Source organism: Cronobacter muytjensii ATCC 51329, assembly GCF_001277195.1.
Lineage (GTDB): Bacteria > Pseudomonadota > Gammaproteobacteria > Enterobacterales > Enterobacteriaceae > Cronobacter > Cronobacter muytjensii.
Genome location: NZ_CP012268.1, coordinates 3,864,148 through 3,879,499, shown reverse-complemented (window position 1 = coordinate 3,879,499; position 15,352 = coordinate 3,864,148). Strand labels below are relative to the sequence as shown.

Sequence of the window (15,352 nt, the reverse complement as noted above, 5' to 3'; positions counted from 1 at the left end):
CACCCATAACGAACGAATGACCATTATAATGAACACACCGCTGCCAATTTTCAACGCGAACGTTCGTTCATTTTAACGAACGATGGAGCCATACATGACACAGCCAATCAGCGTGATCGCTAAAAGCCTGGTGCGCGAACGCACGCGCGCCGGGTTATCGCTGGCCGAAGTGGCCCGCCGCGCCGGGATCGCTAAATCCACGCTTTCCCAGCTTGAGGCTGGCAACGGCAACCCGAGCCTGGAGACGCTCTGGGCGCTTTGCGTGGCGCTGGATATTCCTTTTGCGCGCCTGATGGAGCCGCAGGTTAACAAAACGCAAGTGATCCGCCGGGGCGAAGGGCCAAAAGTTGTGGCGGAGCTTGCTAATTATCAGGCGATTTTGCTGGCCACCTGTCCGCCGGGCGCGCGGCGCGATATCTACCTGCTGCTGACCCAGCCGGAAGGCGAACGGTTCTCGCAGCCGCACCCGACGGGCTCAGTAGAACACATCATCGTGACCCAGGGGCGCGCGCTGGTGGGGCTTGCGGAATCACCGGAAGAGCTCAACGCCGGGGATTACATCTGTTATCCCGCCGATCAGACGCATATTTTCCGCGCGCTGGAGCCGGATACGCAGGCAATTCTGGTGGCGGAACAAAATTAGGCCCTGAAGAATTTGTGGAAATGGGCGAAACCCCGGTTACACTCTTATGCACTTTGCAATCAGGCACCTAACGTATGTCGCTTAAAGCTATCGCCGCACAACTTGGCCTCTCCGTAACGACCGTCAGCCGCGCGCTGAATGGCTATGACGATGTTTCTCAGGAAACCCGCGCGCGGGTAGAGGCTGAGGCGCAGCGGCGAGGCTATCGTCCCAACACCTTCGCCCGCCGCCTGAAGATGGGTAAAATCGACGCCGTCGGGCTGGTGTTCCCGGTGCATCCGGTGCCGCTTAATAACAGCGTTTTTATGGAAATGGTCGGCGAAATCAGCCGCGAACTGGCGCAGCATGAAGTCGATTTGCTGCTGATTGCCGATGACGATCTCGCCGACAGCCATAGCTATATGCGGCTGGTGCAAAGCCGCCGCGTGGATGCCCTGATCGTGGCGCATACGCTCGATAATGACCCGCGACTGCAGCAGTTGCAGGCCCTGAACTTTCCTTTTCTGGCGCTCGGGCGCAGCCAGCTGCCGCAGCCTTACGCCTGGTTCGATTTCGACAACTACGCCGGTACGCATCAGGCCACCGAGCGGTTAATCGGGCTCGGCCACCGGCGCATCGCGATGCTTGGCGAAAACAACAGCCAGGCGTTTATCACCCAGCGCCGGGAAGGCTGGCGCGACGCGCTACGCGCCCATCAGCTTGATGAAAGCGGGCTGCGGATGCTGCCGCCCACCCGCCGCGCAGGCTATAAGGCGGTGCTTGAACTGATGGCGCAACCCACGCCGCCTTCGGCCATCGTGACCGACTGCAACTCGCTGGGCGATGGCGCGGCGATGGCGCTCCAGACGCTTGACCGGCTGCACGGCGTGCGCGCCGTCTCGCTGGTGGTGTATGACGGCCTGCCGCCCGACAGCATTGTGGAGACCGACGTGGCGGCTGTTATCCAGTCCACCCGCGAAGGCGTAGGCCGCCAGATTGCCGATATGGTGCAGCGTCTCATTGCCGGCGAGCCTGTGGCGCAGTTACAGGTGCTCTGGCAACCCGATTTTCTGCCTGGCGCCACCCTGCATGCCGCGCCCTGAATCGGGGCGAATTCCTCAGTAAATTTCCGCCCGGATCACACATCCGAAACGTTTTGGTTGGCATCCGAAACGTTTCGGATCAACAGTAAAAGCATTCCCGCAACCGGAGATGCTTTTATGGAAACCCACATTCATCGTCTTACCAGCCCCGTTACCGACGTTATTATCAAAACGCAGCCGTTCGCTGAAATTGTCTACTGGGGGCCGCATCTTGCCCACTTTTCGCCGCAGGATTGCGCCAGCCTGCTACGCCCGGTCGCCAATGGACGACTGGACGTCGATTCGCCAGTCACCCTGATGGCGGAAAACGGCCACGGGCTGTTCGGCGCGCCGGGGCTGGAAGGGCACCGCAACGGCCTTGACGCCTCGCCGCTGTTCACGACCTGTAACGTGACGCAGGACGGGCAGACCCTGACCCTCGTCAGCGAAGACGCCACCGCCGGGCTGCGGCTTGAGAGCGAGCTGGCGCTTAGCGACAGCGGCGTGCTGAAGGTGCGCCACGGGCTGACGAATCTGCGCGCCGGCGCCTGGCAGGTAGACCGTTTCGCCGTCACGCTGCCGGTGGCGGAGCGGGCAGGCGAAGTGATGGCGTTTCATGGCCGCTGGACACGCGAATTTCAGCCGCATCGTGTGGCCTTAAGCCATGACGGCTTCGTGCTGGAAAACCGTCGCGGGCGAACGTCGCACGAGCATTTCCCAGCGCTTATCGCAGGGACGGCGGGTTTTGGCGAGCAGCACGGCGACGTCTGGGGCGTGCATCTTGGCTGGAGCGGCAACCATCGGCTGAAGTGCGAGGCGAAAACGGATGGACGCCGCTACCTGCAGGCCGAGGCGCTCTACCTGCCGGGCGAAATAGCGTTACAGGAAGGCGAAACGCTCCACACGCCCTGGCTCTATGCCAGCCACTCCACGCGCGGCCTCAACGGCATGAGCCAGCAGTTCCACCGCTTCCTGCGTGATGAGGTCATCCGTTTTCCCGGCAACAAGCCGCGGCCGGTGCATCTCAACACCTGGGAGGGGATCTACTTCGACCATAAGCCGGAATACATCATGCAGATGGCAAGCCAGGCGGCCGCGCTTGGCGTGGAGCGTTTTATCATCGACGACGGCTGGTTTAAAGGCCGCAATGACGACCACGCGGCGCTCGGCGACTGGTATCTGGATGAGCAGAAATACCCGGACGGCCTGATGCCGGTTATCAATCACGTGAAAGCGCTCGGCATGGAATTCGGCATCTGGGTGGAGCCGGAGATGATCAACCCTGATTCCGATCTCTACCGCGCGCATCCGGACTGGGTGCTGGCGCTGCCGGGCTACCCGAAAACGACCGGCCGCCACCAGTGGGTGCTCAACCTGAATATTCCCGAGGCGTTCGATTACCTGCTGGAGCGCATGAGCTGGCTGCTCGGCGAACACCCGGTGGATTACGTGAAATGGGACATGAACCGCGAGCTGGTGCAGCCAGGGCACGCAGGCCGGGCGGCGGCGGACGCCCAGACGCGCCAGTTCTACCGCCTGCTGGACCGGCTGCGCGAGCGCTTCCCGCACGTTGAATTTGAATCCTGCGCCTCCGGCGGCGGGCGTATCGACTATGAAGTGCTGACGCGCACGCACCGCTTCTGGGCCTCCGACAACAACGACGCGCTGGAGCGCAATACCATTCAGCGCGGCATGAGCTACTTCTTCCCGCCGGAAGTCATGGGCGCGCACATTGGCAACCCGCGCTGCCACGCCACGTTCCGCCAGCACAGTATTGAATTTCGCGGCCTGACGGCGCTGTTCGGCCATATGGGGCTGGAGCTGGATCCGGTTGCCGCCGGTGCCGACGAGGCGGCGGGCTATCGGCGCTACGCCGCGCTTTACAAGCAGTGGCGCGGGCTGATCCACACCGGAAATCTGTGGCGGGTGCCGATGCCGGACGCCGCCACGCAGGTGCAGGGCGTGGTAAGCCAGGACAGCGCACAGGGGCTGTTTCTGGTCAGCCAGCTGGCGATGCCGGATTACACGCTGCCGGGCGCGCTGCGCGTGCCGGGGCTGGATCCGCAGGCGCGCTACCAGGTGCGGCTGGTGGATCATCCGAATATTCAGCTCACCGGCGCGGGCGGCCACACCATGCGTCAGTTGCCGGGCTGGATGAACGAGCCTTTGAGCGCGACGGGGGAGTGGCTGGCGCAGGCCGGTCTGCAACTGCCGGTGCTGGACCCGGAAACCGCCATATTGATTGCTTTTGAACGCGTGTGATGGTGGAGGCGCCGCGCGTGCGGCGCCGTAATGGTGTGCCCTGCGAGGATACGATAATGACAACAACCGCCTGTACCTACAAAAATAACGCTAACTTCTGGATTTTCGGTCTCTTTTTCTTTTTCTATTTCTTCATTATGGCCACCTGCTTTCCGTTTCTGCCTATCTGGCTGTCGGACGTCATTGGCCTGAATAAAACCGATACCGGCATTGTTTTCTCCTGCATGTCGCTGTTTGCTATCGCGTTCCAGCCGGTGCTGGGCGTGATTTCTGACAAGCTGGGGCTAAAAAAACATCTGCTGTGGATTATCACCACTTCGCTGGTGCTGTTCGCACCGTTTTTCCTGTGGGTCTTTGGGCCTCTGCTGAAGGTCAATATCTGGCTCGGCGCGCTGGCGGGCGGGCTGTATATCGGCTTCTGCTTCTCGTCCGGCTCAGGGGCTATCGAGGCGTATATTGAGCGCGTGAGTCGCAGCAGCGCGTTTGAGTACGGCAAAGCGCGTATGTTCGGCTGCCTCGGCTGGGGGCTGTGCGCCTCGACGGCGGGAATGCTCTTTAACGTGAACCCGGCGATGGTGTTCTGGATGGGCTCCGGCGCGGCGCTGGTGTTGATGGGGCTTCTGGTGATCGCCCGCCCGCGGGCCAACCCGACGGCGCAGGTGATGAACGCGCTCGGCGCGAACCAGCCGCAGGTGACCGCGAAGATGGCGCTGGGCCTGTTTCGCCTGCCGAAGCTGTGGATGTTTATCCTCTATGTGGTGGGCGTGGCCTGTGTTTATGACGTTTTCGACCAGCAGTTCGCGACGTTCTTTAAATCGTTCTTCCCGACGCCGCAGGCAGGCACCCAGGCGTTCGGCTTCGCCACCACCGCAGGCGAGCTGTGCAACGCCATTATCATGTTCTGCTCGCCGTGGATAATTAACCGCATCGGCGCGAAAAACACGCTGTTGATTGCCGGCGCGATTATGGCGACGCGCATTATCGGCTCGGCGTTTGCGACATCGGTGTATGAAGTGATCGCGTTGAAGATGCTGCATGCCCTGGAAGTGCCGTTCCTGCTGGTGGGCGCGTTTAAATACATCACCGGCGTGTTCGACACGCGGCTCTCGGCGACCATCTACCTGATTGGTTTTCAGTTCGCCAAGCAGATGGCGGCGATTTTCCTCTCCGCCTTCGCCGGCAATATGTATGACCGCATCGGTTTTCAGGATACCTACCTGATCCTCGGCGGCATCGTGTTAGGGATAACCGTGGTCTCCGCGTTTACGCTCTCCAGCCACCGGCCTGGCGTGGCTTTGAAAGAGACGGTGAAAGCGTGAGGCAAGCAGCGGATGAATAACGGCGGGCGCGCTGCGCTTACCCGCCTTACATGGATGAGGCAGAACAGGGCGGGTAAGCGTCAGCGCGCCCGCCATCTCAACACTCTTCCATTCACACAACCCCTTTAATCCAGGTAAAACACCGCTTTTAACTCACGGCTTACCGGGCTGTTGTCCGGGTTGCTCGGCATAATGTCGCGCATATGCCGCCACCAGCGCTGGCACACCTCGGTTTGCGCCACGGCGTTCCAGCGCGCCTCACTTTCGATTTCTACGGTGGCAAACAGCAGGTGGCGCTCAGCGTCAAGATAAATGGCGTAATGGTGCGCGCCGTGCTGTTTAAGCACCGCCTCCAGTTCCGGCCAGATCGGCGAATGGCGGCGTTCATATTCTTTGTGGGCGTCAGGGTTTACCTGCATCACAAACGCTTTGCGGATCATAACGCCTCCAGATAGAGTTCGCGGACCTCATCGCGCGAGGCGGTGCGCGGGTTACACGGCGCGCACGGGTCGGCGAGCGCTTTATCCAGCCAGCCTTCGATATCCGCTTTGGTCACGCCAAGCTGGCGGAAACCGGAAGGAATACCGACGCGGGCCGACAGCGCGCGAATGGCGTTGATGGCTTCATGGCTCGCCTGTTCGTCGCTCATGCCGCGGGTATCGACGCCCATCGCCTGCGCCACGCGGGCGAACCGCTTCACGGCGTGCGGGCGGTTAAAGTTTTCAATCACCGGCAGCAGAATGGCATTACAGACGCCGTGAGGCAGGTTATGCGTCGCGCCTGGCTGATGGGCCAGCGCGTGCACCAGCCCCAGGCCTGCGCTGTTAAAGGCCATACCCGCCAGATACTGACCGCACGCCATCTGTTCGCGCGCCTCAAGATCATGGCCATCTTCCACCGCTTTTGGCAGCCACTGGTGAATCAGGCGAATCGCCTCCAGCGCGTTGGCGTCGGTCAGCGGATGCGCGCCGACCGAGACAAACGCCTCCACCGCGTGCGTCAGCGCGTCCATGCCGGTCGCGGCGGTGACGGCGGGCGGAATATCGAGCATCACGCTCGCGTCATCCACGGCGATATCCGGGATCAGGTTCGGGTCGATAATCACTTCTTTTACGCGCCGCGCTTCGTCGGTGATCACCGCGTTGCTGGTCATCTCGGCGGCAGTGCCTGCGGTGGTGTTGATGGCGACCAGCGGCACGCCGGGGTTTTTGACTTTGCCGACGCCGGAGTAATCGGTAGAGGCGCCAGGGTTGGCGGTAAGAATTTTAATGGCTTTGGCGGTATCTATTGGGCTGCCGCCGCCGAAGGCTATCAGATAGTCGCACTGCGCGCGCCGCCAGGCCGCGTAGCCTTTTTGCACCAGCGCCTCGGTAGGGTTGGGGAAAACCTCGTCAAACAGTTCATAAGAGAGCTGATGCGCGTCGAGCGCGGCAAAGAGGCTCTCCAGCAGGCCGAGTTTCACCAGTTGCCCGTCGGTGACAATCAGCGCCTTGCCCCAGCGCTTGTTCGCCACCAGCTTCACCATGTCATCGATAGCGCCCGCGCCGTGCAGGCTGATTTTGGGAAGGGCTAACATAAAGCTCATGATAATTCTCCTTAACGTTGATATTGGGAAATCTTCCTCTCACCCTGGCGGCTGGCGCTTCGTTGACTGCGCTACATTTTCTGCGGTTTTCGCGCCATCAGGCGGCGGGTCATAATCGGCAGCGAAATCACGGCAATCAGCATCAGGCCGACGATAATCGACATCACGATGCCCGGCACGTTGAGCAGGCTGAGCCCGAACGTCACTAGCCCCATCAGGAATGCGGCGATAATTACGCCGCCCATGCTGCCCGAGCCGCCCAGAATGCTGACGCCGCCCAGCACCGCCATCGTCACCACGCTCAGCTCCCAGCCGAGCGCGATAGTCGGACGCGTACTGCCAAGCCGTGAAGTCAGCAGCACGGCGGCCAGCCCGGCCATCAGCCCCACCACGGCGAACAGGATCAGGTTGTGGCGCTTCACATTGATGCCCGAAAACCAGGCGCCGGTGGGGTTATTGCCGATGGCGTAAGTGCGGCGGCCAAAGTTGGTTTTATGCAGCACGAACCAGAACACGGCGGCGAGCGCAAGGAACAGCGCGAACTCAAACGACAGCGCGCCCCAGACGTAGCCCTGCCCGAACCAGGCGAAACTTTCCGGGTACTGGTTCAGCGCCTGGTCGCCCAGCAGAATGTAGGTCACGCCGCGATAGAGGCTCATGGTGCCGATGGTGATAACAATCGACGACAGGTTAAAGCGCGTCACCAGCACGCCGTTAAACACCCCGCACAGCAGCCCCACGCCAAGCCCGACGCCGACCAGCAGCGGCGTGTCCATGCCCGCCTGGGCGCAAAAACCCATGAGGGTCGAGCTGAGCGCCATTGTCGACGCCACCGACAGATCGATTTCGCGGGCGATAATCAGCATCGCCATCGGCAGTACGATGATCGCCTTTTCGGTGAAATTGAACGTGGCGTCTGACAGGTTCCAGATATTCAGGAAATAGGGCGACGCCCAGACGTTGGCGATAAACACCAGCAGGGTCACCGCCAGCAGAAACCCCTCCCAGCACAGCAGCCGACGCAGCGGCGACGGCGTAGCGGGCGTCGGGGCGGAAGGTTCAGTAATCAGCGTCTTGCTCATGGTTTCACCGCCTGTTTTTGTCGGGCCAGCGCGACATCGCGCAGGATGAGCCGTCCTTTGCGTTTGTTACCGCGCTCGTTCAGCAGCACCGCCACCACAATGACCACGCCGGAGACGGCCATCTGCCAGAACGGCGAGACGCCGATCACCGGCAGCGCGTTATTGATAACGCCCAGGAACAGCGCGCCGAGCAGGCACCCGGCGACGCGCCCGATCCCGCCCATAGTGCTGATACCGCCGATGACGCACGCGGCGACAATTTGCAGCTCGAAGCCGTTCGCCACGTCGACGTAAGCCACGGCGAAGCGCGAGATCCACAGATAGCCGCAGAACCCGGCGAGCGCGCCGGAAAGACAAAAGCTGATGAACTGCATTTTTCCGGCGTTGATCCCGGTGTAGTACGCCGCCGTGGCGTTGCCGCCTGCGGTATAGAGCGCGCGGCCCGTGCGGCTGTAGCGCAGGAAGTAGCTCACCAGGAGCAGGGCGGCGATAGCGCACCAGCCGAGCAGCGGCAGGCCCAGCACCGGCGTGCGCGGCAGACCGAGGAAATTACCGCTCATCTGGTGCGCGTTCACCCAGGCCCCGTCGGAGAGCAAAAAGATAATGCCGCGGTAGACGCTCATGGTGCCGAGCGTCACCACAATAGCCGGGATGCCGAGCTTCCAGACCAGCAGACCGTTAATCGCGCCCATCAGCAGGCCCAGCAGCGTGGCGAGGATGAGCAGCAGCGCGACGGATATGTCCGGATGATGGGCGTTAATCAGCGCCACGATCATGCCGGTCAGCGCCAGGTTGGCCGCCATCGACAGGTCGATGCCTTTAGTGAGCAGCACCATCATCTGGCCGAGCGCGAGGATTATCAGAATGGCGGTGTCGTTGAAGATCTCCACCAGGTTAGCTGGCGCGAGAAACGACGGCATGCGGCTGCCTGTCATCAGCAGCATTAACGCAATCACCAGCGCGAGCAGCGCTTCGCGATGTTTTAGCAACGTTTTCATTATGCCGCCTCCCGGCCCGCGCCGCTGGCGGCGCTGACGATACTTTCGGCGGTGGCTTTCCCGGCGGCATATTCCGCCACCATCAGCCCTTCGTGCATCACGATGATGCGATCCGCCATGCCCATCACTTCCGGCAGCTCGGACGACACCATAATTACCGCCAGCCCCTGACCCACCAGCTCGGACATAAACTGATGCACCGCAGCTTTGGAGCCGATATCGATGCCCTTGGTCGGTTCATCGAGAATGATGACGTCAGGCCGGGTGGCGAGCCATTTGCCGATGACGACCTTCTGCTGATTGCCGCCGGAGAGTGTCTCAACCGGCTGACGCCAGCTAAACGCCTTCACCTGCAGGCGCTTTGCGTACTCATCGGCAAGCGCCCATTCGCGCTCGTCATGCAGAATGCCGTTCGGGTTGAGACGGCTTAACTGCGGCAGGCTGATGTTCTGGGCGATGGGCAGCGCGATAATCGCGCCCTGTTTCTGACGCTCTTCCGGCACGCAGACAATCCCGGCATCTATAGCGTCTGCGGGCTGGCGGAAGCGCACCGTTTTGCCGTTGAGGATAATCTCACCGGCGGAGGGTTGCGTGACGCCGCACAGCGCCTGCATAAGCTCAGTGCGCCCGGCGCCGACCAGGCCGTAAAAGCCGAGGATTTCGCCTTTACGCAGCGAAAAATGGATATGCGCAAATTCGGTCGGGTGGCAGAGATCGCGCACCTCCAGTACCCTGTCGCCCGGCTCGCAGGCCACTTTCGGGTAGGTCTGCGTAATGGCGCGTCCGACCATCATCGCGACCATGCGCTCTTCGGTGATCTCCGCGATGCTGCCCGCGCTGACGAAGACGCCGTCGCGCAGGATGGTGTAGTGATCCGCCAGCTCGAAAATCTCGTCGAATTTGTGAGAGATAAACAGGATGGCTTTGCCTTCGTACTTAAGGCGCTCGACAATCTGATAAAACTCCAGGATTTCATGCTGAGACAGCGCGGCGGTGGGCTCGTCAAGGATGACGACCTGCGCGTCGAAAGAGAGCGCGCGGGCGATCGCCACCATATGGCGCTGGGCGATGCTCAGGGTTTTCAGCACCGCATGCGGGTCGATGTTGACCTCAAGGCGGTTGAGGATCTCCCGCGCCTGGCGGTGCATGGCGGGCCAGTCGAGGGTTTTGAAAAGCCCTTTGACGAGGTAGTGGCCGGTGAAGATGTTTTCGGTGACGGTGAGTTCGTCAAACAGCACCGTTTCCTGATGAATGGCCGTGATGCCCACCTTATGCGCCGCCTCCGGGTTGGGCAGCGCGATGGGGATGGCTTTATACAAAATCTCGCCGCCATCCGGCTGGTAGATGCCGGTCATCACTTTGACCAGCGTGGATTTGCCCGCGCCGTTTTCACCGATAAGCGCGGTGACACGGCCAGGCCAGAGCTCAAGTTGCACATTTTCCAGCGCACGCACGCCGGGAAAGGTTTTGCAGATCCCCTTGAGCGAAAGCAGAGGGGTGGATGCCGACATGATTAGTCTCCTGGCAGGGTTCCGGGTGTTGTGACGCAGCGGGATGGCGGCGGTTTTAGGGTTACGCTGGCGGGGCGCTTCAGCGTGGCGGGTGCGCTGCGCGTACCCGCCCTGCAAAACAGCCCGTTCAACGTCCCTCTGGCTCACCATCAAAAACGTCTTACTTGCCTGTTTACACTCAGAAAATCTTCGAAAACTTATCAATATTGCTGGCATCGTAGATAAACGGCTCTGCCATTGCGCCGTTGCCGTCGGCATCCAGTTTCACCGTGCCAAGCTTGCCCATGCTCGCTTCGGTTTTGGTGGCGGTGCCTTTGACGAGATCATCCGCCAGATAGGTCGCGGCGTATCCCAGATCGATGGGGTTCCAGATGGCAAAACTTTTGGTCGCGCCCGATTTCACCGCGCCTGCCATTTCAGACGGCAGCCCCAGGCCGGTTACGTAAACCTTGCCGATTTTGCCCTGGTCTTTCACCGCCTGCGCCGCCGCCACAATGCCGACCGACGACGGCGACACAATCACTTTTAAATCCGGGTAGGACTTCAGCAGCCCCACCGCCTCGCGGTAGCTCTTATCCGAGAGATCGTCGCCATACGCCACCGTCACCAGGTTCACCGACGGGTACTTCGGCAGCACCTTTTTCATCTCGGCAATCCAGGTGTTCTGGTTGGTCGAGGTTGGCGTGGCGCTTAAAATCGCCACGTCGCCTTTCTCGACGTTCAGCGCTTTCAGCGCGTCGGCGGCAAGCCGGACGTTGGTGTCGCCAATCAGCGCGTTGTTGGAAGGGTTAAGATGGATCTGGCGGCCCTGTTTCGCGACGCCGGAATCCCAGGAGACAACCTTAATGCCGCGCTGCATTGCCTTTTTCAGCACCGGCACCACGGCGTCCGGGTCGTTGGCGGAGATGGCGATGGCGTCCACGCCCTGGGCGATCAACCCGTTAAGCACTTCGATCTGCGCCTCGGCGGTGGTGGTGGTCGGGCCGGTATAGATAACTTTCACATCCCCGAGTTCTTTAGCGGCTTCCTGAGCACCCGTGTTCGCGGCTTCGAAAAATCCATTGCCGAGCGATTTCGCCACCAGCGCGATTTTGACTTCCGCAGAGACGGAACCTGACAACGCCCAGGCGGCGACAGCGAAGGTACAACCTAAAATGGCTTTTATTTTCATTGCTTGTACTCCACGTAGTGACTCAGTTTGCAGGTGTAAGAGGTTCACGATCGCGCCAGGCCGCCCGTGGGCGACCTGAACGTCGTGCGATGTTGTTATTTAAAGGGCGATGGCGCCGGCGTGCGGCGTCACGCCGAAACGTTCGCCGAGCGCGATTAACTCGTCACGCGTAATGGTCTGTTTCATGCCTCCCATAGAAATCACTTTGACCAGGATCTCTGCCGATTTCTCGGCGGTGTCGATAAGCCCGAACGCCTCATCAAGCGTTGGCCCGGTGCCGAAAATGCCGTGATGCGGCCACAGCACCAGGGTGTGGGTTTTCATCTGCTCTGAGGTGGCGCTGCCGATGCCGTCGGTGCCCGGCACCATCCACGGCACGATGCCGACGCCATCCGGGAATACCACCAGGCACTCGGTGCTGCCTTCCCACAGCAGGCGGGTAAAGCGCGCTTCGTCAAGCTCCAGCACGAAGCTCAGCGCGATGAGGTTAGTGGCGTGGCAGTGCATGATGACCCGGTCTTTGCCGCCGGAGACCGCCTTGCGCACCGCGTGAGACTGGAAGTGCGACGCCAGCTCCGAGGTCGGCAGGCCGCCGTGGGTCAGCCCCCAGTGAATGTGGTACGCCATGCCGTCGTCGGTGATTCGCAGCAGCACCAGTGTGTCCGCCGGGTCGAGCTGCACATTGCGGAAAAATTTCCCGGAGCCGGTGACAAGAAACCAGCAGCCAGCTAATTCAGCGCGCGGCTGGCTCAGCTCCACGCAGCGCGGCTCCGGGTAAAATTCATCGCGGTAAGGCTCTACGTCGGCCGCGTCAAGGCGCAGGCTCACGTTGCCGCCGTTACGTTCATCCCAGCCTTTCAGCCACATATCGCTGGTGGCTTTCACCATACCCTGTACGAACCAGGAAGAAAGAATGCGTTGCATGAGTGCTCCTTAGCGCTTGCTTAAAACGTGTTGTTCATAATGACGGACCGTGGTGAGCCACGAGGCATCGGCTGGGGTGTCGTGGCGCAGGCAGTACATTTCCCAGACCGCCTGCCACGGCAGCGATTTTTGCTCTTCAAGCAGGGCCAGCCGGGCGGTGTAGTCGCCTTCCTGCTCCAGCTGACGCAGCTGTGCGGTAGGCTCAAGCAGCGCGCGCAGCAGCGCTTTTTTCATGTTGCGGGTGCCAATCACCCATGCGGCGATGCGGTTGATGGAGGCATCGAAGAAATCGAGCCCGATATGCACGCGGTCGAACAGATCGTGGCGGATGATTTCACCGGCGATGGCCTGGGTTTCGTCATCCAGCAGAACAACGTGATCGCTATCCCAGCGCACCGGACGGCTGACGTGCAGCAGCAGGCGCGGCACATAGAGCATGGCGCTGGAGATCTTGTCGGAAATCACTTCGGTCGGGTGGAAGTGCCCGGCGTCGAGGCAGAGCGCGGTCTGGCGGCTGGCGGCGTAGCCGAGATAAAACTCGTTAGAACCGACGGTGTAGCTCTCCGCGCCAATGCCGAACAGCTTGCTTTCTACCGCGTCGATATGGTGTGCCGGGTTAAGTTTCTCGCTGATGACCTCATCAAGCGCTGACAGCAGGCGTTGACGCGGCGCGAGGCGGTCTACCGGCGTATCTTTCATGCCGTCCGGGATCCAGATATTCATCACCGACGGCGTGCCGAGCTGTTCGCCGAACGAGGCCGACACGCGGCGGCTCGCCTGACAGTGTTCAATCCAGAACTGGCGGATTTCCGGGTTGGCGTGCGACAGCGTAAAGCCATCGGCGCTCAAGGGGTGCGAGAAGCAGGACGGGTTGAAATCAAGCCCCAGGTCGTTTTCACGCGCCCACGCGACCCAGTTCGCGAAATGGCCTGGTTTAATTTCATTGCGCGCAACCGGCGTGTCAGATTCCAGGTAGATGGCATGCAGGTTCACACGTTTCGGGCCGGGGATCAGGCTCAGGGCCTGGCCGAGATCGGCCCGCAACTCTTCGGCGTTACGCGCCTTGCCCGGATAGTTGCCAGTGGCCTGGATGCCGCCGGTCAACTGCCCCTGCGGATTTTCAAACCCGGCCACGTCGTCGCCCTGCCAGCAGTGCATCGATACCGGCAGGCGGTCGAGCTGGCGCAGCGCGGCGTCAGCATCGACGCCCACGGCGGCGAAGCGCTGCTTCGCCAGTTCCCATGCCTGGTTGATTTGAGTGGTCATGCGTAAAGCTCCTTCCTGGTTTGGCGATACGGCGAAACTCGCGCCGCATGGCGGGCAATCTCGCTGTCAGTCTGAGGTTGAAAATGGGTCAGCGGCTGGCTGGCGGTCACCACGCGGCGAAACGCGTCGACGTCGGTTATTTCGTCGAGCGCCATCAGCTGGCAGCCGATATTGCCAAGCGTGGAGGCTTCCACCGGGCCCGCCATCACCGGAATGCCGCAGGCGTCGGCGCAGAGCTGATTAAGAAACGGGTTCTGGCTGCCGCCGCCCACGATATGCAGCACCGTAAATGACCGCTCGCGCAGGGCGGTCAGCTCATCCAGCACGCGGGCGTAGAGCAGCGCCAGGCTGTCGAAGATGCAGCGCGCCAGCTCCGCCGCGCTTTCCGGCGCAGTCTGGCCGTTCTCACGGCATGCGGTTTGCAGCTCGCGGCTCATGTTGTCCGGGTTGATAAAGCGGTCGTCGTTAGGGTTCACCACAAAGCGGCAGGCGGGAAGCGCGCGGGCCGCGTCGATAAGCGCAGGGAGGTTGTCGACCCGCTGCTCTTTGCAGACGCGCTGCAACAGCCACAGCCCCATAATATTTTTCAGCACCCGATAGCGGCCCTCGGCGCCGCCTTCGTTGGTGATATTGGCAGCCAGCGCGCGGTCGCCGGTGTAGGGCGTTTTGCTCTCAAAGCCCATCAGCGACCAGGTGCCAGAGGAGATCCAGGCGGCGTCATTGCCCTCCAGCGGCGCGGCGATCACGGCGCTGGCGGTGTCGTGCGTCGCCACGGATACCACCGGAATATCGATGCCCTGCGCGCTGCGCCAGCGGCCGATGACATTACCCGGGTGCGTCGGCACTCCCAGCCAGTGTTTCGGCACGCCCGCCCAGTCGAGCAGCGTCTCGTCCCAGTTATCGGTGTCGATATTAATAAGCTGCGTCGTGGTGGCGTTGGTGTAATCCCAGTTCAGCGCGCCGGTCAGCCGGTAGCAGAGATAGTCCGGAATGAGCAGCGCATGCGCCACACGACCGACCAGCTCCGGCTGTTGTTCCACCAGCGCGCGGAACTGATAAAGGGTGTTGAACGGCAGAAACTGAATGCCGGTGCGGCGGTAGATAGCCTCCCGGCCCACCTGCTGCTGCGCGCGGGCCATCACGCCGTCAGTGCGGCTGTCGCGGTACGACACCGGCAGGCCGACGCGCTCGCCGCGCTCATCCAGCAGCACATAATCAACGCCCCAGGTGTCGATGCCGATGCTGTCGATGACGACGCCGCACCCGCAGGCTTTTTCCAGGCCGAGGCGCACTTCACGCTCCAGCGCATCCACATCCCAGGTGTCGAAACCGTCTACGCGGCGCAGGCCGTTGGCGAAACGGTGGATTTCCTGAAGCGTCAGGCGCTGTTCCTGGCTGTCGTAGCGGGCCAGCATCACGCGGCCGCTGGAGGCGCCCAGGTCGACCGCGACGCTATGGCGAATAGTCATGGTAGGGGTCCTTGTTGAAATCTCTGACGCCAGTCTAGGGAGCGGCGCGGCGGCGCACCTT

Annotated in this window: 13 protein-coding genes; 4 read left to right on the top strand and 9 right to left on the bottom strand. The window is 61.5% G+C overall.

All coding sequences use genetic code 11. From position 1 onward, the window contains the following. The first annotated feature begins 94 nt into the window (after nucleotides 1-94). The 4 genes from AFK63_RS17750 (at nucleotide 95) to AFK63_RS17735 (ending at nucleotide 5,285) form a co-directional block, all read left to right on the top strand. Nucleotides 95-643, top strand: coding sequence for a helix-turn-helix domain-containing protein (locus AFK63_RS17750; RefSeq protein WP_038866038.1), 549 nt, complete (start codon nucleotides 95-97; stop codon nucleotides 641-643). Nucleotides 644-717: 74 nt separating this feature from the next. Then, entirely contained in the window at nucleotides 718-1,725 is a 1,008-nt protein-coding gene (locus tag AFK63_RS17745; protein ID WP_038866035.1) for a substrate-binding domain-containing protein, read from the top strand. 117 nt (nucleotides 1,726-1,842) lie between these two features. Next, nucleotides 1,843-3,966 (top strand): alpha-galactosidase, encoded by a 2,124-nt coding sequence (locus tag AFK63_RS17740; RefSeq protein WP_038866033.1) that lies wholly within the window; start codon nucleotides 1,843-1,845, stop codon nucleotides 3,964-3,966. Between the two features lie 56 nt (nucleotides 3,967-4,022). Continuing rightward, nucleotides 4,023-5,285 carry an MFS transporter gene (locus AFK63_RS17735; RefSeq protein ID WP_038866053.1) on the top strand — a complete coding sequence of 421 codons (1,263 nt, stop codon included), beginning with the start codon at nucleotides 4,023-4,025 and terminating at the stop codon, nucleotides 5,283-5,285. Between the two features lie 125 nt (nucleotides 5,286-5,410). On the opposite strand, the gene rhaM is transcribed toward AFK63_RS17735, so the two are convergent. The 9 genes from rhaM to rhaB all read right to left on the bottom strand — a co-directional run bounded on the left by rhaM (nucleotide 5,411) and on the right by rhaB (nucleotide 15,291). Beyond that, the gene (gene rhaM, locus AFK63_RS17730; protein ID WP_038866031.1) at nucleotides 5,411-5,725 is read right to left on the bottom strand and encodes an L-rhamnose mutarotase; all 315 of its coding nucleotides are present in this window, start codon (nucleotides 5,723-5,725) and stop codon (nucleotides 5,411-5,413) included. Then, on the bottom strand, nucleotides 5,722-6,870 hold the full coding sequence (gene fucO, locus AFK63_RS17725) for a lactaldehyde reductase (RefSeq protein WP_038866029.1): 1,149 nt from the start codon (nucleotides 6,868-6,870) through the stop codon (nucleotides 5,722-5,724). The genes rhaM and fucO overlap by 4 nt, the downstream gene beginning before the upstream one ends. A 71-nt stretch (nucleotides 6,871-6,941) precedes the next feature. Continuing rightward, nucleotides 6,942-7,952 carry an ABC transporter permease gene (locus AFK63_RS17720; RefSeq protein ID WP_038866026.1) on the bottom strand — a complete coding sequence of 337 codons (1,011 nt, stop codon included), beginning with the start codon at nucleotides 7,950-7,952 and terminating at the stop codon, nucleotides 6,942-6,944. Further along, nucleotides 7,949-8,950: an ABC transporter permease gene (locus AFK63_RS17715; protein ID WP_162140037.1), complete on the bottom strand. Its 1,002-nt coding sequence runs from the start codon at nucleotides 8,948-8,950 to the stop codon at nucleotides 7,949-7,951. The genes AFK63_RS17720 and AFK63_RS17715 overlap by 4 nt, the downstream gene beginning before the upstream one ends. Continuing rightward, on the bottom strand, nucleotides 8,950-10,461 hold the full coding sequence (locus tag AFK63_RS17710; RefSeq protein WP_038866022.1) for a sugar ABC transporter ATP-binding protein: 1,512 nt from the start codon (nucleotides 10,459-10,461) through the stop codon (nucleotides 8,950-8,952). The genes AFK63_RS17715 and AFK63_RS17710 overlap by 1 nt, the downstream gene beginning before the upstream one ends. 178 nt (nucleotides 10,462-10,639) lie before the next feature. After that, a complete protein-coding gene (gene rhaS / locus AFK63_RS17705) occupies nucleotides 10,640-11,632 on the bottom strand; it encodes a rhamnose ABC transporter substrate-binding protein (RefSeq protein WP_038866020.1) in 993 nt (330 codons plus the stop codon). Nucleotides 11,633-11,731: 99 nt separating this feature from the next. Beyond that, nucleotides 11,732-12,556: a rhamnulose-1-phosphate aldolase gene (rhaD, locus tag AFK63_RS17700; RefSeq protein ID WP_038866017.1), complete on the bottom strand. Its 825-nt coding sequence runs from the start codon at nucleotides 12,554-12,556 to the stop codon at nucleotides 11,732-11,734. Between the two features lie 9 nt (nucleotides 12,557-12,565). Continuing rightward, nucleotides 12,566-13,822, bottom strand: coding sequence for an L-rhamnose isomerase (locus AFK63_RS17695; protein ID WP_038866015.1), 1,257 nt, complete (start codon nucleotides 13,820-13,822; stop codon nucleotides 12,566-12,568). After that, a complete protein-coding gene (gene rhaB / locus AFK63_RS17690; protein ID WP_038866012.1) occupies nucleotides 13,819-15,291 on the bottom strand; it encodes a rhamnulokinase in 1,473 nt (490 codons plus the stop codon). Before rhaB ends, AFK63_RS17695 begins: the two co-directional genes overlap by 4 nt. Nucleotides 15,292-15,352 lie beyond the last annotated feature (61 nt).